Source organism: Pseudomonas sp. 10S5 (assembly GCF_035019745.1).
In the GTDB taxonomy this organism is placed as follows: Bacteria; Pseudomonadota; Gammaproteobacteria; order Pseudomonadales; family Pseudomonadaceae; genus Aquipseudomonas.
In genome coordinates, this window is record NZ_JASJVL010000014.1 from 94,552 (window position 1) to 117,377 (window position 22,826).

Genomic DNA, 22,826 nt, shown 5'->3' on the forward strand with positions numbered 1-22,826 from the left:
GGAACAACACATGGGTTTTCTCGCCGGTAAGCGCGTCCTGATCGTCGGTGTCGCTAGCAAACTGTCCATCGCATCCGGCATTGCTGCCGCCATGCATCGCGAGGGCGCAGAGCTGGCCTTCACGTATCAGAACGAAAAATTGAAAGGTCGTGTCGAAGAGTTTGCTGCAGGCTGGGGTTCAAACCCTGAACTGTGCTTCCCTTGCGACGTGGCCAGCGACGAAGAGATCGCCAAGGTCTTCGAAGAGCTGAGCAAGAAGTGGGACGGCCTGGACGTGATCGTCCACTCGGTAGGCTTCGCTCCAGGTGACCAGCTTGACGGTGACTTCACCCAAGCAACCACCCGCGAAGGCTTCCGCATCGCTCACGACATCAGCGCCTACAGCTTCGTGGCGTTAGCCAAAGCCGGCCGTGAAATGATGAAAGGCCGCAATGGCAGCCTGCTGACCCTGTCGTACTTGGGGGCAGAGCGCACCATGCCTAACTACAACGTGATGGGCATGGCCAAAGCCAGCCTGGAAGCGGGTGTACGTTACCTGGCCGGCAGCCTTGGCCCGGAAGGCACGCGCGTCAATGCGGTATCGGCTGGCCCGATCCGTACCTTGGCTGCTTCTGGTATCAAAAATTTCCGCAAAATGCTCGCGGCTAATGAAGCGCAAACCCCACTGCGTCGCAACGTGACCATCGATGAAGTCGGCAACGCTGGCGCCTTCCTGTGCTCCGATCTGGCGTCCGGCATCAGCGGCGAGATTATGTACGTCGACGGCGGTTTCAACACCACCGCGATGGGCAACCTCGAAGACTGATTTTAGTTAGGCGAAAAAGCCCGCTGCTCTTAGGAGTTGCGGGCTTTTTATTGAGATCGGGAGCGTCGCGATGCCTTTGCGCAAACGAAGTCGCTCCCACAGAAAACCGATAACCTCTTTAGGCACGCCGTTACCTGAAAGGCTGGGCAAAAGTTAAAAAGAAGGCCGCTCAAAGAGCGGCCTTCTTTTGTCGCTGGATCAGACGTTAGTAACGTTTGATCTTGGCTTGGCTTTCCAATTGTGCACGGTAAGCAGCAAAATCTTGCTGACCCGCGCGCGAAGCGAGGAAGCGGCGGTACTGAACCTTTTCTTCATCTGTCGGCGCTGCGGCTTGATTGACACCGTTAAGGCGCAAGATCACGAAGCTACCGTCAGCAGTTTTAAGGCTTTTGTAGACCGGCTTACCTTTACCTTCTGGCTTAGGCATACGGAAAAGCGCTTGCAGCACCGCAGGATCAACACCTTCCTGACTGCGGCTCACGGCCTCAAGCACTTTCCAGCTTTGGCCATCCTGCTTTACCGCAAACGGTACCTTGCCGTCGCGCAGGCCGGCCAACAAGGCTTCGCCTTTGACCTTGACTGCATCGCTGGCGTGATTCTTCATCAACTGCGTACGAATGCTGCCAGCAACGCTCTCCAACGGCAACTGCTCTGGCTGGCGGTGCTCCCTGACCCGCACCACTACAGCCGTTTCCGGATCAAGCTCAAGAGCGGCACTGTTGGAGCCATCCTCAAGCACTTCCCGACTAAACGCAGCCTGGATCACCGCGCGGTTAGCTGTAATACCTTCGCCGCCTTCACGACCGAACGGCGCAGCAGTTTGCACTTTCAACCCCAGCTCTTGGGCTGGCTGCGTCAGATCCGACGCCTCGAACGCCGAATCTTCAAGCTTTTTGGTTGCATCAACATAACGCTGCTCAACCTGCTGCGATTTCAGCTCATGGGTCAGCTTGCTTTTCAAACTGGCGAAACTCGGAACAGACGGGGCTTCAACACCCAACAGCTTGATCAAGTGCCAGCCGAAACTGCTGCGCACCGGAGCAGACACCTGGTCTTTCTTCAGGTCATACAATGCTTTTTCAAACGCGGGATCGTAAACACCCTCACCTGCGTAACCCAAGTCCCCGCCTTTACTGGATGAACCGAAATCCTGTGAGAACTCTTTGGCCAACGCCGCAAAATCTTCACCTTTTACCAAGCGCTTTTGAATCTCTTCTATCTTGGCCTTGGCTTGTGCATCGGTCATCTTGTCGTTCACTTCGATCAGAATATGCGCAGCACGGCGCTGCTCGGCGAGGTTGCCGATTTCTTTCTGATACGCTGCCTGCAAATCGGCGTCCTTGACTTCAACCTGATCAAAGAAGGCGGACTTCTTCAATTCAATGAAATCCAGCACGACCTGCTCTGGGCTCATGAACTCTTTGGCGTGCTCATCGTAGTGCGCTTTGACTTCAGCATCGGTCACTTTTGCCGCCGCCATATCAGGAGCAAACGTCAACGTGGCGAGATCACGTGTCTGCTTTTCCAGACGGGCGAACGCGTCAACCTGGGCGTTGGTTACGAAACTGCTGCCCGCCATACCGGCGCGCACCTGACCAATCAACATTTCCTGAGCCATCATCTGGCGGAACTGCAAACGGCTAAAGCCTAACTGGCGGATAACCTGATCGAAGCGGTCAGGATTAAATTTGCCGTCCACCTGAAACTCAGGTGTCTGCAAAATCTGTTGATCCAGCGCTGCTTCGGAGAAACCGAATTTGGAATCGGCGGCGCTTTCAAGCAACAGCTTGCGATCAACCAAGCCTTTAAGGGCCGAGTCGTGCAACATTTTTTCGTCCAGAAGTGCAGGATCGAAATCCTTGCCCAGCTGTTGCGCGAGCTGTCGACGCTGTATCTCAACCGCCTGGCTCAGCTCGCTTTGAGTGATCTCTTCGCCATTGACCTTGGCAGCATCCTGACTGGTGCTCGTAGCCCGAAAAAGCGCATCGAAGCCGGTCAATGCCATGAGCGCCACGATGACGCCAATGATTGTCTTGGCAATCCAGCCTTGGGAGTTATCCCTGATATTCTGCAGCATGCGTCCCCCAGAAACGGTTGTACTGAATTAAACCAACCGCGGAGCGTGGGTAGAATCCGGAAAGAAGAAAGGCGCATCCGAGGATGCGCCTTCTCGTAACTGGCGGAGCGGTCGAGGCTCGAATCCGCGACCTCCGTGGGCAAACACGGCACTTGAGCCGGTTGACCTGCCGCTCCGCTGCCAGACAGAAATGTTTCTGACTGGATAGGCAGAAGCTTGAAAGGAACTTAGTTAACAGCTTCTTTCAGCGCTTTGCCGGCTTTGAAACCTGGCTTTTTAGCCGCTGCAATTTCTAGCGTCTTACCGGTTTGAGGGTTGCGACCGATACGAGCAGGACGGTCAGTTACGGAGAACGTACCGAAACCTACCAGTACAACGGAGTCGCCAGCCTTAAGAGCGCCAGTGACGGATTCGATTACTGCGTCCAGCGCACGGCCAGCAGCAGCTTTCGGGATATCAGCAGATGCAGCGATAGCATCAATCAGTTCCGACTTGTTCACTCTAAGTCCCCTTATATCTATTTTGAGTACGTTTCTAAGTTTTTGGTATTAAGCAAAACGAGTGCTGAATGCCTGCAGACTCTTTTAGAGCCGCTTTATAACAAGGGCTCTAAAAAGGTGTCAAGGAAGGCCGTGCAGACTAATGCGTGCTAATTCTGCCCTTAGCGTCAGACTCACGCTTTTCATCCTTGGCTACCAGTTCAGGAGCCACATCTGGCAAGGGCTGTGGCGCGTATTGCAGCGCAATTTGCAGGACCTCGTCAATCCATTTAACCGGTTTAATCTGCAAGTCCCGTTTGATATTGTCCGGAATCTCCTTCAAATCCCGTACGTTCTCCTCAGGGATAATCACTGTTTTGATCCCGCCTCGGTGAGCCGCTAGCAGCTTTTCCTTCAAACCGCCGATGGCTAAAACCTGCCCCCGCAGGGTAATTTCACCCGTCATTGCCACGTCAGCACGCACGGGTATCTGTGTAAGAGCTGAAACAAGTGCCGTGCACATGCCTACGCCTGCGCTAGGACCGTCTTTAGGGGTCGCCCCTTCCGGCATGTGGATATGAGTGTCGCGCTTCTCATGGAAGTCCAGAGGGATTCCCAAACTTTTGGCTCGACTGCGCACAACCGTCAGCGCAGCCGTGATGGATTCAACCATTACGTCACCCAGTGAACCGGTCTTTATGAGTTGTCCTTTACCTGGAACAACCGCTGCTTCGATGGTCAGCAATTCGCCCCCCACTTGAGTCCAAGCCAGGCCGGTTACCTGACCGATTTGGTCCTGAACTTCAGCCAAACCGTATCGGAATTTGCGAACGCCAAGGAAATCCTCGAGCATTTCAGCGGTTACCCGAATCGAGAAACGTTTTTCTAGCGCATGTTCTTTAACGGCCTTGCGGCAAATTTTCGCTATTTGCCGCTCCAGACTCCGCACCCCAGCCTCGCGAGTGTAATAACGCACGATGTCACGGATAGCTTCTTCGTCAAACTCGATTTCGCCTTTCTTCAGGCCATTAGCCTGAATCTGTTTAGGCGATAAATATTTGACCGCAATGTTAATTTTTTCATCTTCAGTGTAGCCAGGCAGACGGATGACCTCCATCCGGTCCAACAAGGCTGCAGGTATATTCATCGAGTTCGCCGTGCACAGGAACATCACATCGGAAAGGTCGTAATCGACTTCCAGATAATGGTCGTTGAAGGCGTGGTTCTGCTCTGGGTCAAGCACTTCAAGCAATGCCGAAGCGGGATCGCCACGCATGTCACTGCCCATTTTGTCGATTTCATCAAGCAAGAACAGCGGGTTGCGAACGCCCACCTTTGTCATCTTCTGTATCAACCTTCCTGGCATCGAACCGATATACGTCCGGCGGTGACCACGGATCTCAGCTTCATCACGCACACCACCCAACGCCATTCGTACGAATTTACGATTAGTTGCATGGGCAATCGACTCCGCTAGGGAAGTTTTACCTACACCAGGGGGACCCACCAGACAAAGCACCGGGCCACGGATCTTCTTCACGCGCTTTTGAACAGCGAGGTATTCGAGGATGCGTTCTTTGACTTCATCCAGACCGTAGTGGTCGGCATCAAGAATATCCTCCGCGCGGGCCAAGTCCAAACGCACCTTGCTCTGCGCCTTCCACGGCACCTGCACCAGCCAATCGATGTAAGAACGAACCACCGTGGCTTCAGCGGACATCGGCGACATCTGCTTGAGCTTGTTCAGCTCAGCCAGGGCTTTGGTCAGGGCATCCTTGGGCAAACCGGCCGCATCGATGCGCTTTTTAAGGTCTTCGATTTCGTTGTGACTTTCATCACTGTCGCCCAATTCTTTCTGAATAGCCTTCATCTGCTCATTCAGGTAATACTCCCGCTGGCTGCGTTCCATCTGCTTTTTGACGCGGCCGCGTATGCGTTTCTCAACCTGCAGCAGATCAATCTCAGCGTCCAGTAACGCCAACACGTGCTCGACACGCTCAGAAAGATCAACGATCTCCAAAATTTCCTGCTTCTGTTCGATTTTCAACGCCATGTGCGCGGACATGGTGTCTACCAGGCGACCTGGTTCATCAATACTGTTAAGCGAAGACAGAACTTCAGCGGGCACTTTTTTGCCCAACTGCACGTATTGTTCGAACTGAGCCAGCAGGCTACGCACAAACACTTCGGACTCGCGATCGGGTGCATCCACCTCTTCGATCAGCGCTACTTCAGCGCGGCAATGACCGTCAACCTCGATGAAGCGCTCGACGGTTCCACGCTGCTCACCTTCAACCAGCACCTTGACGGTGCCGTCAGGCAGTTTGAGCAACTGCAATACCGTTGCAACAGTGCCGACGCTATAAAGCGCCTCTTCACCTGGATCGTCATCTGCGGGATTTCTCTGAGCAAGCAAGAGAATTTGCTTGTCACCGGTCATCGCGGCCTCAAGGGCTTCGATAGACTTCTCACGTCCCACAAACAGCGGGATAACCATATGCGGATAAACCACAACATCACGCAATGGCAAGAGAGGCAATTCGATGGTTGTCTTCATGATTTCGCCTCTACGGCGGCCACAAGGCCGCGGACAGATAGAATTAAGCTTGAAACCAAGATGGGGGTAGATTCCCAAAAAAACAAGCGTTGAAGCAGATAAAGAAAAAGGGGCCCCGAAGGCCCCCTTTTCATTACATATTACTACTTACGCGTCCGGAGCAACCTTGGCAGGCGGCTCGCTGTTTTCATAGATCAACAGCGGCTTGGACGTGCCCTCGATGACGCTCTCGTCGATCACTACCTTGCTCACTTCGGATTGCGAAGGGATCTCGTACATAGTGTCGAGCAGAACGCCCTCAAGAATGGAGCGCAGTCCACGAGCGCCAGTCTTACGCTCAAGCGCACGCTTGGCGATAGACTTCAATGCATCTGCACGGAACTCAAGGTCTACGCCTTCCATTTCGAACAATTTTGCATACTGTTTGGTCAGCGCGTTTTTCGGTTCGGTGAGAATCTGCATCAAAGCAGCCTCATCCAATTCGTCCAACGTAGCCAGAACCGGCAGACGGCCCACAAATTCCGGGATCAGGCCGAACTTGACCAAATCGTCTGGCTCGACCTCACGCAGCGATTCACCAACCTTCTTGCCTTCTTCCTTGCTGCGAACTTCAGCGTTAAAGCCGATGCCGCCACGAGTGGAACGGCTTTGAATAACCTTTTCGAGGCCCGAGAAAGCACCGCCGCAGATGAACAAAATGTTACGCGTATCCACTTGCAAGAATTCCTGCTGTGGATGCTTGCGTCCCCCTTGAGGAGGAACAGAAGCTACGGTGCCTTCGATCAGCTTTAGCAAAGCTTGTTGCACGCCTTCACCAGAAACATCGCGAGTAATCGAAGGGTTGTCAGATTTGCGCGAAATCTTATCGATTTCATCGATATAGACAATACCCATTTGGGCTTTTTCTACATCGTAGTCACATTTCTGCAACAGCTTCTGAATGATGTTTTCTACGTCCTCACCCACATAACCGGCTTCGGTCAGGGTGGTGGCGTCAGCGATTGTGAACGGGACGTTGAGCAAACGGGCCAATGTTTCGGCCAGCAACGTCTTGCCGGAACCCGTAGGGCCGATCAGCAGGATGTTACTTTTACCCAGCTCAACATCATCATTTTTTTTGTCACGTTGGTTGAGGCGTTTGTAGTGGTTATACACCGCTACGGCCAAAACTTTTTTTGCACGCTCTTGACCAATCACATACTGATCAAGGATGCCGCTGATTTCTTTTGGCGATGGCAATTTGTGCGCACTGCTTTCAGCCTGAGCTTCTTGCACCTCCTCGCGGATGATGTCATTGCACAGGTCGACGCATTCGTCACAGATAAAAACCGAGGGGCCGGCAATCAATTTGCGCACTTCATGCTGGCTTTTGCCACAGAAGGAGCAATAGAGCAGTTTGCCGTTGTCCTCGCCGTTGCGAGTGTCAGTCATTCGATCGATCCAATCCGGTAGGCTTGCAACACAAGATGAAGGCTATTGCGGGCTTTTTCAAGTCCGCAGGTGGTCAGAAATGCCAACCACCCACGATTAGGCGGCTTACTTAGCCATTTGACGCTGAGTGAGTACCTGATCGATCAGACCATATTCAGCAGCGCGTTCGGCGCTCATGAAGTTGTCGCGATTGGTATCTTGCTCGATCGTCTCAATCGATTGCCCGGTATGGTGAGCCAGAATTTCATTCAGGCGAGCCCGGATGGACAGGATTTCCTTGGCATGAATGTCGATATCCGACGCTTGACCTTGGAAACCGCCCAACGGCTGGTGAATCATCATTCGCGAATTCGGCAGGCAATAACGCTTTTTAGCGGCGCCGCCAGCCAACAGCAAGGCACCCATGCTGCAAGCCTGACCGATGCAAATAGTCGACACATCCGGCTTGATGAACTGCATGGTGTCGTAAATCGACATGCCCGCAGTCACCGAACCGCCTGGTGAATTGATGTAAAGATGGATGTCCTTGTCCGGATTTTCGGCTTCAAGGAACAGCAGCTGCGCCGCAATCAGGTTGGCCATGTAGTCTTCTACTGGACCAACTAGAAAGATCACCCGCTCTTTAAGGAGTCGCGAGTAGATGTCATAGGCGCGTTCGCCACGGGCGGACTGCTCGATAACCATCGGGACCAAGCCGCCAGCGGCCTGAATGTCAGAGTTCTGCTGAATATAAGAATTGCGGGACATGTCCTGCATTCACTCCCAAATAGTCATTTCTTGAATACACATAAGCCAGCACGAAGGCTGGCTTATGGGTGTTTTCGAACGAGAAAACGATCAGTCGGCTTGTGGAGCTTCAACCGGCTTGACAGCTTCTTCGTAAGAGACCGATTTGTCGGTCACGCTAGCTTTCTGCAAAACAGTATCTACAACTTGTTCTTCCAGCACAACAGAACGAACCTCGTTCAGTTGCTCATCGTTCTTGTAATACCAGGACACAACCTGCTCAGGCTCTTGGTAAGCCGATGCCATTTCCTGAATCATGCTACGAACGCGAGCGTCGTCAGGCTTGAGGTCAAACTGCTTGACCACTTCAGCAACAATTAGGCCCAGCTCCACGCGGCGCTTGGCTTGCTCGGTGAACAGCTCTGCAGGCAGCTGGTCCGGTTTGATGTTGCCACCGAACTGCTGAACAGCCTGTACTCGCAGACGGTTGACTTCGTTGTCGAGCAACGCTTTAGGCACTTCAATCGGATTGGAGGCTAGCAGACCGTCCATCACCTGGTTCTTGATCTTGGATTTAATCGCCTGACGCAGCTCACGCTCCATGTTCTTACGAACTTCAGTGCGGAAACCTTCAACGCCTGTTTCCTTGATGCCGAACTGATTGAAAAACTCTTCGTTCAGCTCAGGCAATTTAGGCTCAGAGACGGTATTGACGGTCACGGTGAACTCGACTGCTTTGTTAGCCAGGTCAAGATTCTGATAGTTTTCCGGGAAGGTCAGGTTCAAAACGCGCTCTTCGCCCGTTTTAGCACCGACCAGGGCTTCTTCGAAACCCGGAATCATACGACCGGAACCCAGTACCAACTGGGTGCCGGTAGCCGAACCACCAGCGAATACTTCACCGTCAACCTTGCCCGCGAAATCGATATTCAATTGATCGTCATTCTGAGCAACGCGCTCGGCGGCTTCATAACGAACATTCTGCTTGCGCAGAATTTCCAGCATTTTATCCAGATCGGAGTCAGCCACGTCCGCACTCAGACGCTCGACAGCGATGGACTCAAAACCTGCAACCGTGAATTCCGGGAATATTTCAAAGGTAGCGATGTATTCCAGATCCTTACCTTTTTCGAAGGTTTTTGGCTCTACAGACGGAGCGCCAGCCGGGTTCAGCTTCTGCTCAACCACCGCTTCGTAAAAAGTTGCCTGAATCAGCTCGCTCAAGGCTTCTTGACGGGCGCCGTCTTCATAACGCTGACGGATAACGCTCATAGGCACTTTACCCGGACGGAAGCCTGGAATCTTGGCACTACGGGCCGCTTGTTGCAGACGCTTGTTGACTTCAGTCTCGATGCGTTCAGCAGGCACGCCAATGGTCATACGGCGTTCAAGAGCGGAAGTATTTTCAACAGAAACTTGCATGGATATTCCTCGTTGCACAAACGTTAGCCGGCCGTTTCCGACCCCAGAATCAAGGGCATGCATTCTAGAGGGTCAAACTCAAGAAGTCACCCTACTGAAAAAGGGCAAATAAAAGGCTTGGAGTCCAACCGGCGCGAGGGATCGACGACGATCCTTGTGAACAGCTAAAGCCGGTGCGCAGGCGAAGTGTCTGGCGCAGCCCTGCCCTGTAAAAGGAAGCAGAAAACGCCGATTTACAACCGCCAACCTCCAGCCAAAACCGCCTATCAAAAACACGCCTGACGGCGAATAAAATCAGCTAGAGCCAATGCCTACAAATCTAAAACCCAATATGTTGAAACAAAAAAAGCCGCACTAGGCGGCTTCTTTTTACTTTGCGAATACATCATTCGCAAAGTTATATTTGGTGCGGACGGAGAGACTCGAACTCTCACACCTTGCGGCGCTGGAACCTAAATCCAGTGTGTCTACCAATTCCACCACATCCGCGCTTCAAACTATTGGAGCGAAGACGCCAGATGTTTAGGTCTGGCACCTTTTCTAATATGGGGTGGACGAAGGGGATCGAACCCTCGACAACGGGAGTCACAATCCCGTGCTCTACCAACTGAGCTACGCCCACCATATAACGTGTGACCGGTACCGCATACAGCTTACTTGTGCCAAAGTTGCCTTAATGGCGCACCCGGCAGGACTCGAACCTGCGACCATCCGCTTAGAAGGCGGATGCTCTATCCAACTGAGCTACGGGCGCTTATTTAATCTGCATCTTTTACTGACTACAAATTAAGAGCTTCAGTCACGCTAAGCTAACCAACCACTCTGCCTGACTTTCTTGACCAGTGCTAGGCTGTGCCCGACAAGTGCGACGGATCTTATAGACGGCCCTGATAGGCGTCAACTGTTTTTCGAAAAAAATTCAGCTAGATAAAGGAGTTAGCAGAATATCCAAACCAAGCGCCTTTGCCCTTGCGTCATGACATGCGAGAATGCGCGCTCTTTTTCAATCCCTTCCGACGGTTAATCACGCGTAATGACTGCAAAACTAATAGACGGTAAAGCGATCGCAGCCAATCTGCGCCAGCAGATCGCCAAACGTGTCGCCGAGCGTCACCAGCAGGGCCTGCGTACGCCAGGGCTGGCTGTGATTCTGGTGGGCAACGATCCCGCCTCTCAGGTTTATGTCTCGCACAAGCGCAAAGACTGCGAAGAGGTTGGTTTTCTCTCGCAAGCCTATGATCTGCCCACATATACCACCCAGGACGAGCTAACCAATCTGATTGATCGTCTCAACGACGACGACAACATTGATGGCGTGCTCTTGCAGCTACCCCTGCCTGAACACCTTGATGCGTCAAAACTGCTAGAGCGCATTCGCCCGGACAAAGACGTTGATGGTTTCCATCCGTATAACGTCGGGCGTTTGGCACAGCGCATTCCCCTGCTCCGCCCTTGTACGCCCAAAGGCATCATTATCCTGCTAGAGAGCACCGGTGTTGACCTCTATGGGCTGGACGCCGTGGTGGTAGGCGCTTCGAACATCGTTGGGCGCCCCATGGCGATGGAGCTATTACTAGCGGGTTGCACCGTCACTGTTACCCATCGCTTCACCCGGGATTTGGCGGGCCATGTAGGCCGCGCAGACCTAGTGGTGGTTGCCGCTGGAAAACCGGGCCTGGTCAAGGGCGAGTGGATCAAGAAAGGCGCAATCGTTATTGACGTCGGTATAAACCGTCAGGAAGACGGCAAGCTGGTGGGCGACGTGGTGTACGAAACTGCGCTGCCCCGAGCAGGATGGATAACTCCTGTTCCAGGCGGCGTCGGCCCCATGACTCGTGCCTGCTTACTGGAAAACACCTTGTACGCAGCGGAAACGCTGCACATCTGAGCCGTATCCCCTCAGTGAGAACGAATTATCTGCGCACACTGCGCCGCCCTGATGGACAGCATCAGGGCGTAAATGATTTCGATCTCACAGGTAATGCCGTGCGCAGCTTGTGCGCACTGCATCAGTCAGCCAAACGCCAGGTCGTCCCGCCCTTTCCGTCTTCCAGCATCACGCCCATGGCGGTGAGTTGGTCGCGGATGCGATCGGAGGCAGCCCAGTCTTTGCCAGCGCGAGCTGCCAGTCGGGCCTGAATCAGCGCTTCAACTTCGGCCGCGTCCACACGGCCTTCAGCACCGGCACGCAAAAAATCATCGGCCTCAAGCTGCAAGACACCCAACACACTGGCCAACTCTTTCAAACGTGCTGCTAAACCAGCTGCGGCGTTTATATCGGTGTCACGCAGGCGGTTGATCTCGCGCACCATCTCGAACAGCACCGCGCAGGCTTCTGGAGTTCCAAAGTCGTCATTCATGGCAGCAGAGAAGCGTTCAACAAACGCTTCACCGCCGGCCGGAGCCATCGCAGGCAAACCTTTGAGCGCGTGATAAAACCGTTCCAGTGCACCTTTGGACTCTTTCAGGCTGTCTTCGGAGTAGTTGATCGAGCTGCGGTAATGGCTGGACACCAACAGGTAGCGCACCACTTCCGGCTGATACTTCTCCAGCACGTCGCGAATGGTGAAGAAGTTGTTCAACGACTTGGACATCTTCTCGCCGTTGATGCGAATCATGCCGCAGTGCATCCAGGTATTGGCGTACGGCTTATCCGTAGCAGCCTCGCTCTGGGCGATTTCGTTTTCGTGATGCGGAAACTCAAGGTCGTTGCCGCCACCATGAATATCGAAGGTCTCGCCCAGGCAGCAGGTCGACATCACCGAGCACTCAATATGCCAGCCCGGACGCCCGGCGCCCCACGGCGACTCCCAACTTGGCTCGCCTGGTTTGACGCCTTTCCAGAGAACGAAGTCCAGCGGATCTTCTTTCGACTCATCCACTTCGATCCGCGCGCCAATGCGCAGGTCTTCGATCTTCTTGCGTGATAGCTTGCCGTAACCGACGAATTTGCCGACGCGGTAATACACGTCGCCGTTACCCGGCGCATAGGCGTAGCCCTTGTCGATCAGGGTCTGAATCATGGCGTGCATGCCGGGGATATGATTGGTGGCACGCGGCTCCAGATCAGGCGGCAAGATGTTCAGCCGCGCCTCATCCTCGTGCATCGCTGCAATCATGCGTGCGGTAAGGGCCTCGAACGACTCGCCGTTGTCCCGTGCACGGTTGATGATCTTGTCGTCTATGTCCGTGACGTTGCGTACATACGTCAGGTCATAGCCGCTAAACCGCAGCCAGCGAGTGACCAAGTCGAACGCCACCATGCTACGACCGTGCCCAATGTGGCAGAAGTCGTAAACGGTCATGCCGCATACGTACATCCGCACCTTGTTGCCGTCCAGCGGGGTGAAAACTTCTTTGCTCTTGCTGAGCGTGTTGTAAATCGAAAGCACGATAAATCCCTAACCCGGTTTGCTGATACCTGTGGGGGCTGGCAAGCCTGCCCCCACCACAAGTGCCGTGGCTTAACTCCACGAATCTCGTAGAGTTACCGTACGGTTGAAGACCGGTTGGCCAGGTTTCGAGTCTTTGATGTCCGCGCAGAAATAACCTTCGCGTTCAAACTGGAAACGGTCTTCCGGCTGCGCTTGAGCCAATGACGGTTCAGCACGACAACCCGTCAGGACTTGCAGGGAATCAGGGTTGATGTTGTCCAGGAAGCTGGCGCTGTCTTCGGCTTTTTCCGGATTTGGCGAACGGAACAGGCGATCGTACAAACGCACTTCACATTCAACGCTGGCGGCTGCAGGCACCCAATGCACAACGCCTTTGACCTTGCGCCCTTCAGGGTTTTTGCCCAGTGTTTGCGGGTCATAAGAGCAACGCAGTTCGACAATGTTGCCGTCAGCGTCTTTGATCGCTTCGTCGGCGCGGATCACGTAGCTGCCACGCAGACGCACTTCGCCATTTGGTTCCAGGCGTTTGTAGCCTTTTGGTGGCTCTTCCATGAAGTCATCACGGTCGATGTAAATTTCACGGGCAAACGGCAGTTCACGCACGCCCATGTCTTCTTTAGGGTGACGGGCCAATTGAAGATTCTCGACCTGACCTTCCGGATAATTGGTGATCACGACTTTCAGCGGACGCAGCACGCACATGGCACGTGGTGCACTGTGATCGAGGTCGTCACGGATACTGAATTCCAGCATGCCGAAATCCACCACGCCGTCGGAACGGTTGGTGCCGATCATTTCGCAGAAGTTGCGAATCGACGCGGGGGTGTAACCGCGACGACGAAACCCCGACAAAGTCGACATCCGCGGGTCATCCCAACCGAACACGTGCTTCTCATCGACCAACTGCCTGAGCTTGCGCTTGCTGGTGATGGTGTAGTTCAGGTTCAGGCGCGAGAACTCATACTGACGCGGCTTACTCGGCACCGGAAGATTGTCGAGGAACCAGTCGTAGAGTGGGCGATGGCTTTCGAATTCCAGGGTGCAGATCGAGTGGGTGATGCCTTCGATGGCGTCCGACTGCCCGTGGGTGAAGTCGTAGATCGGGTAAATGCACCACTTGTCGCCGGTCTGGTGGTGATGTGCGTGACGAATGCGATACAGGATCGGGTCGCGCAGGTTCATGTTCGGCGAGGCCATGTCGATCTTGGCCCGCAGCACACGAGCGCCGTCAATGAACTCGCCGGCCTTCATGCGGGCGAACAGGTCCAGGTTTTCCTCAATACTGCGCTCACGGAAGGGGCTGTTCTTGCCCGGTTCGGTCAAGGTGCCACGGTATTCGCGCGCTTGCTCGGGGGTCAGGTCATCGACGTAGGCTTTGCCAGACTTGATCAGCTCGACGGCCCAATCGTGCAATTGGTCGAAATACTGTGAGGCATAGCGCACGGCGCCGGACCATTGAAAACCCAGCCACTTAACGTCACTTTCGATAGCGTCGATGTACTCCTGATCTTCCTTGGCCGGATTGGTGTCATCGAAGCGCAGGTGCGTTTCACCGCCAAACTCTTGGGCCAGACCAAAGTTCACACAAATCGCTTTGGCGTGGCCGATATGCAAATAGCCGTTAGGCTCAGGCGGAAAGCGCGTCACGATCTTGGTGTGCTTGCCCGAATCCAAGTCCGCCTGCACGATAGGGCGCAGAAAATTGGTCGGAACGGCGGGGCCTGCCTTGGAAGTCGCAGCGGAGTCAGTGGGCTTGCTCATAGGATCCTTGGGCGTACAAGTGCGCGACCTGGGTAGGCCGACTAAATCAAAGCGCTTATCATAGCCGAAGCTGTCAAGGTGTTGCGACCAGCGCGCCTCTTCCAAAAATTCAAAACGAGCGATTTTTCAATGTCCAAAGTCAAATTGAGCACCAACCACGGCGACATCGTCTTGGAACTGAACGCCGAAAAGGCGCCAGAAACTGTTGCCAACTTTGTGCAGTACGTTAAAGAAGGCTATTACAGCAATACCGTTTTCCATCGGGTCATCAGCAATTTCATGATCCAGGGCGGTGGTTTTGAGCCCGGCATGGCGCAAAAAAAAACCCGCGCCACCATCAAGAACGAAGCCAGCAACGGTCTTTCGAACGACAAGTACACGGTCGCCATGGCACGTACCATGGAGCCGCATTCGGCCTCCTCACAGTTTTTTATTAACGTGGGTGATAACCAATTCCTAAACCACACGGCGCCGACCGCTCAAGGTTGGGGATACACCGTGTTTGGTCATGTGGTCGAAGGAACCGACGTGGTGGACAAGATCAAAGGCGTCGCCACCACGATGAAAGCCGGTCATCAAGACGTACCGACTGAAGACGTGATCATCACTAACGCCGAGATCGTTGAGTGATCTTGCTGATTTCTGATTTGCACCTGGAAGAACAACGCCCGGACATTACCCGGGCGTTTGTTGATCTGCTTGAAGGGCGAGCGAAGGCAGCCGACGCGCTGTACATCCTCGGCGACTTCTTCGAAGCGTGGATCGGCGACGACGCGATGTCGCCTTTTCAGGTGTCGATTTGCCAAGCCCTGCGCCAACTCAGCGACAGCGGCACTAACATTTTCCTGATGCACGGTAATCGCGACTTCATGCTCGGGCGCGCCTTCTGCAAAGCAGCGGGATGCACGTTATTGAGCGATCCCAGCGTGGTGCAGTTCAACGGCGAACCGGTGCTGTTAATGCACGGTGACAGCCTGTGTACCCGAGACGAAGCGTACATGCGCATGCGCCGTTACTTGCGCAACCCACTGACGCTGTTTGTACTCCGTCACTTGCCGCTCAGCACCCGCCATAAGCTCGCGCGCAAACTGCGCAGTGAGAGCCAGACACAAACCCGAATGAAAGCTAATGACATCGTCGACGTTACACCGGAAGAAGTGCCACGCATCATGGCGCAATACGGCGTACACACGCTCATCCACGGCCATACCCACCGCCCCGCCATCCACAAACTGCACGTCGGTGATGAACCGGCCACGCGCATTGTGTTAGGGGATTGGGATCGTCAGGGCTGGGCATTGCAGGTGGATGAACAGGGTTTTCAGTTAGCGGCGTTTGATTTTGTGCCGGATCACCCAATTCCTCTGTAGAGCCAACTTGTTGGGGAGGCGATTTATTGAGACATCCCCTCAGGCCTCTCGCCAACCAATTGGCCCCTACCGGTATTTGCGCTACGGCTCTACATTAATGCCCCGCCGGAGGCCCTGCCTTGGCGGTGAACGGTGGTTTGGCCATCCACACCAAGATGATCAACGCAAAGAAGCACCAACCCAGCATGTAGAAGTAGTCCACGGTCGACATCATGTACGCCTGGGCATTGACTATCCCTTCCAGTTGCGCATAAGCCTTGCTGCTTGCGCCGCCCAATGTGGCGATCGCGTCGCGAGTTGCGGGCTCATAGGTGCTGATGCTCTCGCTCAGATACGCATGGTGCTGGTCAGCCCGGCGGATCCAGATCCACGTCGTCAACGATGCCGCAAAACTACCGCCCAAGTTACGCAGGAAGGTCGCAAGCCCGGAGCCGTCGGCAATCTGGTGGGGCGGCAGATCAGACAGCAGGATGGTCAAGGTCGGCATGAAGAACAGCGCAACGCCCGCGCCCATGAACAACTGCACCATGGCGATGTCATAAAAATCCACCTGGCTGGTGAAGTCAGCGCGCATAAAGCAACTGAGCCCAATCGCGAAAAAGGCGATGCCCGCTAACAGTCGCATGTCGAATTTATGCGCGTACTTGCCGACAAAGGGTGACATCAACACCGGCAGTACACCCAGCGGCGCCACCGCGAAACCCGCGTAGGTCGCGGTATAGCCCATCTGCGTTTGCAGCCACTGCGGTAGCAATAGATTGATACCGAAGAACGCCGAATAGCCGCCTACCAGGGTAATGGTGCCAATGCGAAAGTTGCGGTGAGCGAACAGACGTAAATTGACGATAGGATGTTTGTCGGTCAATTCCCAAATAACAAAGATGGCCAGGCTGATTACTGAGATCACCGCCCCGATCATGATGAAATGGGACGAGAACCAATCCAGGTCATTACCCTTGTCGAGCACGATTTGTAGCGCACCAACTCCGATAATCAACGTGATCAACCCCACGTAATCCATCGGCTGACGACTGGTGACCACCGGCCGAGTGCTCATCTGCGAGCGCACCACCAAGGCCGCGAAGATACCAATCGGCACGTTGATGAAGAAGATCCACGGCCAGCTGTAGCTGTCAGTAATCCAGCCGCCCAAAATCGGACCGGCAATCGGCGCCACCACCGTGACCATCGCCAGCAGTGCCAGTGCCATCCCCCTTTTCGCCGGAGGGTAAACCGCGATCAACAGCGTCTGCGTCATCGGGTACAACGGCCCGGCGACCACCCCTTGCAACACCCGAAAACCCACCAATTCAGGCATCGATGTTGAAATACCGCATAAGAACGAGGCCATCACGAACAAAATCGTGGCCCATATAAACAGCTTCACTTCGCCGACCCTACGGCTAAGCCAGCCGGTCAACGGCAACGCAATCGCGTTACTCACCGCAAACGAGGTAATGACCCAAGTGCCTTGCTCCGAGCTCACGCCCAGGTTACCGGCGATGGTCGGCAAAGCGACGTTGGCAATCGTGGTGTCGAGCACCTGCATGAAAGTCGCCAACGACAGGCCGATGGTGCACATCAACAAACTGGGCGGTGTAAAAGAGGCCGGGGCGTTCGAGCTCATCGCGAATCCTTTAAATCTTCAGCGGCGCTCCGGCACAGGTACCGGAGCTGACGGATTGGCGTATCAGCGCTGAGCAGTTTTGCTGCTGGTGGCGGCACTGTTTTCGTGAATCAACCGAGTAATCATCGCGTCGGCGTCGGCCAATTGTTTATCGTAAATGTTGGTGCTGAACACCGGTTTCTTCGGCGGCTGTTGGGCCAATACCGGACCACTTTGGTCGTGCAGATTGACATCGACCACGGTGGACAAACCAATACGTAATGGGTGCTCGGTCAACTGATCCGGGTTAACGTGAACGCGCACCGGAACCCGCTGCACAATCTTGATCCAGTTACCGGTGGCGTTCTGCGCAGGAAGCAAGGCAAACGCACTGCCCGTGCCGGCGCCAATGCTATCAACCGTGCCGGTATACTTCACGTCGCCACCGTACAGATCCGCTTCAATGTCCACTTGCTGACCGATGCGCATCATGCCGAGCTGCGTTTCCTTGAAGTTGGCGTCGATCCATACTTCGTTGAGCGGAATCACCGCCATCAATGCAGTACCTGGCTGAACCCGCTGACCCAGTTGCACCGTGCGCTTGGCCACGTAACCGGTGACAGGCGCGACCAAGGTACTGCGGGCGTCGGCCAGGTAAGCTTGGCGCAACTGCGCGGCGGCAGCTTTGACGTCGGGGTGCGACGAAACGACGGTGTCATCGACCAAGGCCGAGCTGGTTGCCAGCTGTTGCTGAACATTGTTCAAGCTATTTTGTGCAGTGGTCAGATCGTCCCGTGCATGGGAGAGCTCTTCCAGAGAAATCGCCCCACCCGCCGCGAGATTTTTACGCCGACTGTAGTTGTCCTGAGCTTTCTGCACTTCAGCCCGCTGTGCGGCCAACTGCGCTTTCATACCGTCGACATTGCTGTACAAACCGCGCACTTGGCGCACGGTCTTGCCCAGGTTTGCCTCAGCACTTTGCAACCCGACCTCAGCATCGCTTGGGTCGAACTGCATCAACACCTGCCCCTCACGGACCAAGTCACCGTCATCGGCGCCAATACTCACCACGGTACCGGTCACCAATGGCGTGATCACAACCACGTTGCCGTTTACGTAGGCATCATCGGTACTTTGATTCCAGCGCCCGTATTTTTCATACCAGAACCAAATACCCAGCGCGCCCACCACGACCAGCACCAGTACCAGCAACAGCCAGAACTTTCGTTTGCCGGGATTGGCGTCCTTTGGAGGAGTCTGATCTTTTTGCAGCGTTTGACCTTTCTGATCATTCTGATCTTTCGGGTCGTTTGTCGAAGCATTTTCGGTAGCGGCAGTAGCCATGACGATTACCTTGAGTTATTCAGTCTGCGAATCGGTTGAAGGGGTACCCGGTCCGGCGTTCTGGTCAGCAGAACTGCTTTGAAATCCGCCACCCAAGGCCTGCATCAACTGAATCGAGAGGTCGATTCGCTCAGCGGTGAGGTCGGCTAATTGGCGTTGGGACTGGAGCAATTGCTGTTCAATGGTTAAAACGTCGACATAGTTGCCAATACCCGAGCCAAAGCGTTGGGTCGCCGTATCATAGGAGGCAGTGGCAATCTCGCTGGCGCGCTGTTGCGCCTCGATTTGGCGACTGATGGAGCGCATTTGGGACAAGGTGTCACTGACATCGCCTAAGGCTTGAACCAGGCTTTTGTTGTACTGCGCCACCGCGAGGTCGTAATCGGCATCGCGGGCATCGAGATCAGCACGCAAGCGCCCACCGTCAAAAATCGGCAGGGAAACCGCCGGGGCGATATTGAAGAAGCGACTGGCCGAGCCAAACATCGCATCCCCCAGCAGCGACTCGGTACCTACTGCAGCACCCAGGTTCAAGTTGGGATAAAAATTGGTTTTCCCGGCCACAATATTCTTGCTCGCTGCCTCTACCCGCCAGCGCGCCGCGACCAGATCAGGACGACGTCCCAATAACTCTGCGGGCAACGATGAAGGCAACGCCACGGCACTGGGCTTAAGAACGTTCGGCCGGGCGATCTCATCGCCACGGTCCGGGCCCTTGCCCAGTAATACTGCCAAACTTATTTTTGCGCTGCGCAGGCGCTTTTCGGAATCGATTAGTTGGGCTTCGGAGCCTGCTTCCAGGCTTTGGGTCTGCTGAAACTGGAAGCGACTGTCAATGCCCGATGCGAGGCGGCGGTTGCCCAAGTCAAGCATTTGCCGGGTGCGCTTTAAGTCATCGTTCGCCAAGTCGTAAACCACGTGGGCCTGGCCGAGGTTGCTGTAGGCTCGCGCCACATCGGCGGCGAGCGTCAGTCGGGCGGACTGTTGATCGATTTCAGCCGCACGCGCCTGACCCAACGCCGCTTCCCACGTGGCCCGTTGCCCGCCCCACAAATCGACGTTGTAGTTAAAATTCAAACCCAAGTTACGTACCGTGGAGTAAGTACCGCCTTTACCCGTCGGACTCTGGTCAGAAGCCAAACGGGAACGGGTGACACCGCCTTCGGCATCCAGGGTTGGGGTTCGTTGGGCGTCGGCCGCATACGCGGCAGCACTGGCCTGATGCGCTCGGGCACTGGCAACCTGCATGTCTGGGCTGTCACGCAAGGCTTCAGTGACCAAGCTGTCGAGCTGAGGATCGCCGAGGCTTTTCCACCAATCAGTTTTTGGCCAGGCCGCTGGCGACAGTTTTACGCCCTTAAAACTCTGGGTAGCCTGCAAGCTTTGCGCATCCAGGCTCGTCCCCTTCGTTTCCAGGCCGTGATAGCTGGCACAACCGGACAAGCTCATAGCGAGGCCCAGCAACAACAATGCCGGCTTAGACGGGGCTCTTAGGACGACTAAGATGTTCATTGCTTACCCGCCTTGTTAAAGCCGAGGCGGGCAATGGTAATTTGATCGTCAGCGGCCACTAGCACCTTTGTCAGAATCTGCTCCAGACTTTTTACTTGGGCGCTGTCGAGTGCCCCGAACAAGTCATTCATTGCCTCGGCACCAATCTGCGGCAGCCGCTCCGACAATTTCTGGCCTTCTTCGGTCAGCGCGAGCTTGACCTGACGACGGTCGGTTTCCGATCGATCGCGGACCAGCAAGCCCTTCTGCACCAGACGATCAATCATCCGTGTCATCGAACCGCTGTCGAGGGACAGATGTCGGCACAGTTCAACCGGTGTATCACTCTGATACTGGCCCACGATAATCAGCACTTTGAATTGCGAAGAGGTCACGCCGTAAGGCACCAGATGGGTGTCGAGGATGCGATTCTTCAGGCCGTCAACGCGGCCTATCAGCAAGCCCATGAGACCGGCGTGAAAATTCTCGGGAGTGAAGTGTTTCATCGAGTCACCAAAAAGCTGCCTAGGCAGGAATGTGTCACGATGCTACTGCCTAGGCAGCGAATGTCCAAGCATTAAATAGGAAGCTTTGCTTTTATTTCGAAGAAACCGCTGAACGGCGTTCAGCGGCGTGACGATTTAGCGCTGGGCCAGGTTTTGCGGGACACCACTGTGAAACCGGAACTCGACATCAGGGCTGTCGATCAGGCTGGCTTCTACCACCCGGATTCTTTCGATGGTTTGTGCAACATCAGCAGCATCGCCGTACTGATAGGCTAACTTCAGGTAACCCTGATAATGCCGCGCTTCGCTATTGAGCAAGCCGTGATAAAAGGCGCCCAGTTCTTCGTCCAGATGTGGCACCAGCTTCTCAAAGCGCTCGCAACTGCGCGCTTCGATGAACGCGCCAACCACCAACGTATCGCTGAGTTTGACCGGTTCATGGCTGCGCACGGCAGATCGAAGGCCCGACGCGTAACGGCTAGCGGACAGCGGGCGCCAATCGACCTTGCGCTTTTTCATCAAGCGCACGACTTGCTCATGGTGCACCAACTCTTCCCGTGCCAGCCGCGACATCATCAGGACCATGTCGGTGTATGCACCGTATTTAGCGATCATGCTCATGGCGGTGCTGGCGGCTTTGAATTCACAATTTTTGTGATCGAGTAGCATCGTCGGTTGATCAGCCAGCGCGGCTTCAACCCACGCGTCAGGGGTTTTGCAGCCAAGGAACTCATGGATTTCAGGCATCACGCAAGCCCGTTGGACCTTGGCGGCAGAAAGCGGAGCGTCGATTGCTGGATTCAGTTGCATAGGTTCACAGTCGGCCAGGATGGGCAAGGCGCAGCATTATACGAGGGCCGTGGGAATGAAACAGCGCCAGGTAGCGGATTTGTCCTGATCTGAATCAACGACCGAGTGAGCAGACTGCAACTATAGTTGTGACTACCGCCATCGGCCGAGGCTCTCTCCCATGCAAGCCGTTCGCAGCATTCTTGTGATAATCGAACCTCATGACGCCCAGAGCCTGGCCCTCACCCGAGCCAAGCTGATCGCGTGCGTGACCCAAGCGCACCTGCACCTGCTGATCTGCGACAAAAAACACGATCACTCGCTGCTGCTCGAAGAGCTGAAGGAAGACTTGCTCAGAGCTGACTTCAACGCCACTGCCCAGCAAGCTTGGAATGACAGCACGCATCAAACCATCATTGATGTGCAACAAGCAGAAAACTGCGGCTTGGTGATCAAGCAGCACTTTGCGGACAACCCCCTGAAAAAAGCCTTGCTGACACCCGACGATTGGAAACTGCTGCGCAAGTGTCCCAGCGCAGTGTTGATGGTCAAGACCGCGACCTCGTGGACCGGCGGCGTCATTTTAGCAGCGGTGGATGTGGGTAACACTGACGATGAACACCGGGCGCTGCACTTCAGCATCGTGGATTACGGCTTTGAAATTGCTGCAATGACCAAGGGGCAGTTGCACGTCATTGCGGCTCACCCCTCGCCCTTACTCACGGCGGTAGATCCAGCCCTGCACATCGAAGCGCGTTACCAAGAGCAATGCTTGGCGTTTCAGACCGAGTTCGACGTTGACGACAGCCATTTGCACATTGCAGAAGGTCCAGCCGACGTGCTCATTCCGCACACGGCGCACACCCTTAATGCCGCAGTCACCATCATTGGCACCGTGGGACGTACCGGGATTTCAGGCGCATTGATCGGCAACACCGCTGAAGTGATTCTGGATTCGCTGGAAAGTGATGTGCTGGTGCTGAAAACCGAAGAGGTTATTGCGCATTTGGAAGAATTGGCCGTCAACGGCTGATTTGATGCGGTGCCTGCGATGGCGCCTTCGCGAA

18 protein-coding genes and 3 tRNA genes are annotated in these 22,826 nt (G+C 54.8%); 5 read left to right on the forward strand and 16 right to left on the reverse strand.

Going from position 1 to position 22,826, the window contains the following annotated elements:
- Positions 1-10: 10 nt before the first annotated feature.
- A complete protein-coding gene (fabI, locus tag QN378_RS16300) occupies positions 11-805 on the forward strand; it encodes an enoyl-ACP reductase FabI (protein ID WP_322201863.1) in 795 nt (264 codons plus the stop codon).
- Positions 806-1,010: 205 nt separating this feature from the next.
- Here fabI and QN378_RS16305 read toward each other — a convergent pair whose 3' ends face one another.
- The 9 genes from QN378_RS16305 to QN378_RS16345 form a co-directional block, all read right to left on the reverse strand.
- Positions 1,011-2,882 carry a SurA N-terminal domain-containing protein gene (locus QN378_RS16305; protein ID WP_322201860.1) on the reverse strand — a complete coding sequence of 624 codons (1,872 nt, stop codon included), beginning with the start codon at positions 2,880-2,882 and terminating at the stop codon, positions 1,011-1,013.
- Positions 2,883-3,109: 227 nt separating this feature from the next.
- On the reverse strand, positions 3,110-3,382 hold the full coding sequence (locus QN378_RS16310; RefSeq protein ID WP_002552737.1) for an HU family DNA-binding protein: 273 nt from the start codon (positions 3,380-3,382) through the stop codon (positions 3,110-3,112).
- A gap of 139 nt (positions 3,383-3,521) precedes the next feature.
- Positions 3,522-5,918: an endopeptidase La gene (lon, locus tag QN378_RS16315; protein WP_322201857.1), complete on the reverse strand. Its 2,397-nt coding sequence runs from the start codon at positions 5,916-5,918 to the stop codon at positions 3,522-3,524.
- 147 nt (positions 5,919-6,065) lie between these two features.
- Complete coding sequence (gene clpX / locus QN378_RS16320) at positions 6,066-7,349, reverse strand: ATP-dependent Clp protease ATP-binding subunit ClpX (RefSeq protein ID WP_322201855.1); 1,284 nt, start codon at positions 7,347-7,349, stop codon at positions 6,066-6,068.
- Between the two features lie 105 nt (positions 7,350-7,454).
- Positions 7,455-8,096, reverse strand: coding sequence for an ATP-dependent Clp endopeptidase proteolytic subunit ClpP (clpP, locus tag QN378_RS16325; RefSeq protein ID WP_297835915.1), 642 nt, complete (start codon positions 8,094-8,096; stop codon positions 7,455-7,457).
- 90 nt (positions 8,097-8,186) lie between these two features.
- Complete coding sequence (gene tig / locus QN378_RS16330; RefSeq protein WP_322201853.1) at positions 8,187-9,497, reverse strand: trigger factor; 1,311 nt, start codon at positions 9,495-9,497, stop codon at positions 8,187-8,189.
- A 404-nt stretch (positions 9,498-9,901) separates the two neighbouring features.
- Positions 9,902-9,986: transfer RNA gene (locus QN378_RS16335), tRNA-Leu, on the reverse strand.
- A gap of 57 nt (positions 9,987-10,043) precedes the next feature.
- Positions 10,044-10,119, reverse strand: a tRNA-His gene (locus QN378_RS16340).
- A 55-nt stretch (positions 10,120-10,174) separates the two neighbouring features.
- Positions 10,175-10,251 (reverse strand) — tRNA-Arg (locus QN378_RS16345).
- A 279-nt stretch (positions 10,252-10,530) separates the two neighbouring features.
- On the opposite strand from QN378_RS16345, the gene folD reads away from it, so the two are divergent.
- The gene (gene folD / locus QN378_RS16350) at positions 10,531-11,385 is read left to right on the forward strand and encodes a bifunctional methylenetetrahydrofolate dehydrogenase/methenyltetrahydrofolate cyclohydrolase FolD (RefSeq protein ID WP_322201852.1); all 855 of its coding nucleotides are present in this window, start codon (positions 10,531-10,533) and stop codon (positions 11,383-11,385) included.
- A 121-nt stretch (positions 11,386-11,506) separates the two neighbouring features.
- Here folD and cysS read toward each other — a convergent pair whose 3' ends face one another.
- Both cysS and QN378_RS16360 read right to left on the reverse strand, forming a co-directional pair.
- Positions 11,507-12,889 (reverse strand): cysteine--tRNA ligase, encoded by a 1,383-nt coding sequence (cysS, locus tag QN378_RS16355; protein ID WP_322201850.1) that lies wholly within the window; start codon positions 12,887-12,889, stop codon positions 11,507-11,509.
- Positions 12,890-12,961: 72 nt separating this feature from the next.
- Positions 12,962-14,653 carry a glutamine--tRNA ligase/YqeY domain fusion protein gene (locus tag QN378_RS16360; RefSeq protein ID WP_322201848.1) on the reverse strand — a complete coding sequence of 564 codons (1,692 nt, stop codon included), beginning with the start codon at positions 14,651-14,653 and terminating at the stop codon, positions 12,962-12,964.
- Positions 14,654-14,782: 129 nt separating this feature from the next.
- On the opposite strand from QN378_RS16360, the gene QN378_RS16365 reads away from it, so the two are divergent.
- Positions 14,783-15,283: a peptidylprolyl isomerase gene (locus QN378_RS16365; RefSeq protein WP_322201846.1), complete on the forward strand. Its 501-nt coding sequence runs from the start codon at positions 14,783-14,785 to the stop codon at positions 15,281-15,283.
- Positions 15,280-16,023 carry a UDP-2,3-diacylglucosamine diphosphatase gene (gene lpxH / locus QN378_RS16370; RefSeq protein ID WP_323547994.1) on the forward strand — a complete coding sequence of 248 codons (744 nt, stop codon included), beginning with the start codon at positions 15,280-15,282 and terminating at the stop codon, positions 16,021-16,023. Before QN378_RS16365 ends, lpxH begins: the two co-directional genes overlap by 4 nt.
- 94 nt (positions 16,024-16,117) lie before the next feature.
- Here lpxH and QN378_RS16375 read toward each other — a convergent pair whose 3' ends face one another.
- From QN378_RS16375 to QN378_RS16395, 5 genes are all read right to left on the reverse strand, one after another.
- Entirely contained in the window at positions 16,118-17,650 is a 1,533-nt protein-coding gene (locus tag QN378_RS16375) for a DHA2 family efflux MFS transporter permease subunit (protein ID WP_322201842.1), read from the reverse strand.
- Positions 17,651-17,713: 63 nt separating this feature from the next.
- Positions 17,714-18,973 carry an efflux RND transporter periplasmic adaptor subunit gene (locus QN378_RS16380; RefSeq protein WP_323547992.1) on the reverse strand — a complete coding sequence of 420 codons (1,260 nt, stop codon included), beginning with the start codon at positions 18,971-18,973 and terminating at the stop codon, positions 17,714-17,716.
- A gap of 15 nt (positions 18,974-18,988) precedes the next feature.
- A complete protein-coding gene (locus QN378_RS16385) occupies positions 18,989-20,485 on the reverse strand; it encodes an efflux transporter outer membrane subunit (RefSeq protein WP_323547990.1) in 1,497 nt (498 codons plus the stop codon).
- Positions 20,482-20,970: a MarR family transcriptional regulator gene (locus tag QN378_RS16390; RefSeq protein ID WP_323547987.1), complete on the reverse strand. Its 489-nt coding sequence runs from the start codon at positions 20,968-20,970 to the stop codon at positions 20,482-20,484. Before QN378_RS16390 ends, QN378_RS16385 begins: the two co-directional genes overlap by 4 nt.
- 135 nt (positions 20,971-21,105) lie before the next feature.
- Complete coding sequence (locus tag QN378_RS16395; protein WP_322171047.1) at positions 21,106-21,717, reverse strand: tRNA-(ms[2]io[6]A)-hydroxylase; 612 nt, start codon at positions 21,715-21,717, stop codon at positions 21,106-21,108.
- 223 nt (positions 21,718-21,940) lie between these two features.
- On the opposite strand from QN378_RS16395, the gene QN378_RS16400 reads away from it, so the two are divergent.
- Positions 21,941-22,792: a universal stress protein gene (locus QN378_RS16400; RefSeq protein ID WP_322201834.1), complete on the forward strand. Its 852-nt coding sequence runs from the start codon at positions 21,941-21,943 to the stop codon at positions 22,790-22,792.
- Positions 22,793-22,826 lie beyond the last annotated feature (34 nt).

Excerpts from the sequence above, each read along its gene's own strand:
- fabI (WP_322201863.1), top strand. The coding sequence starts at position 11 with ATGGGTTTTCTCGCCGGTAAGCGCGTCCTGATCGTCGGTGTCGCTAGC.
- QN378_RS16305 (WP_322201860.1), bottom strand. The coding sequence starts at position 2,882 with ATGCTGCAGAATATCAGGGATAACTCCCAAGGCTGGATTGCCAAGACA.
- lon (WP_322201857.1), bottom strand. The coding sequence starts at position 5,918 with ATGAAGACAACCATCGAATTGCCTCTCTTGCCATTGCGTGATGTTGTG.
- clpX (WP_322201855.1), bottom strand. The coding sequence starts at position 7,349 with ATGACTGACACTCGCAACGGCGAGGACAACGGCAAACTGCTCTATTGC.
- clpP (WP_297835915.1), bottom strand. The coding sequence starts at position 8,096 with ATGTCCCGCAATTCTTATATTCAGCAGAACTCTGACATTCAGGCCGCT.
- tig (WP_322201853.1), bottom strand. The coding sequence starts at position 9,497 with ATGCAAGTTTCTGTTGAAAATACTTCCGCTCTTGAACGCCGTATGACC.
- folD (WP_322201852.1), top strand. The coding sequence starts at position 10,531 with ATGACTGCAAAACTAATAGACGGTAAAGCGATCGCAGCCAATCTGCGC.
- QN378_RS16360 (WP_322201848.1), bottom strand. The coding sequence starts at position 14,653 with ATGAGCAAGCCCACTGACTCCGCTGCGACTTCCAAGGCAGGCCCCGCC.
- QN378_RS16365 (WP_322201846.1), top strand. The coding sequence starts at position 14,783 with ATGTCCAAAGTCAAATTGAGCACCAACCACGGCGACATCGTCTTGGAA.
- QN378_RS16375 (WP_322201842.1), bottom strand. The coding sequence starts at position 17,650 with ATGAGCTCGAACGCCCCGGCCTCTTTTACACCGCCCAGTTTGTTGATG.
- QN378_RS16380 (WP_323547992.1), bottom strand. The coding sequence starts at position 18,973 with ATGGCTACTGCCGCTACCGAAAATGCTTCGACAAACGACCCGAAAGAT.
- QN378_RS16385 (WP_323547990.1), bottom strand. The coding sequence starts at position 20,485 with ATGAACATCTTAGTCGTCCTAAGAGCCCCGTCTAAGCCGGCATTGTTG.
- QN378_RS16390 (WP_323547987.1), bottom strand. The coding sequence starts at position 20,970 with ATGAAACACTTCACTCCCGAGAATTTTCACGCCGGTCTCATGGGCTTG.
- QN378_RS16395 (WP_322171047.1), bottom strand. The coding sequence starts at position 21,717 with ATGCCTGAAATCCATGAGTTCCTTGGCTGCAAAACCCCTGACGCGTGG.
- QN378_RS16400 (WP_322201834.1), top strand. The coding sequence starts at position 21,941 with ATGCAAGCCGTTCGCAGCATTCTTGTGATAATCGAACCTCATGACGCC.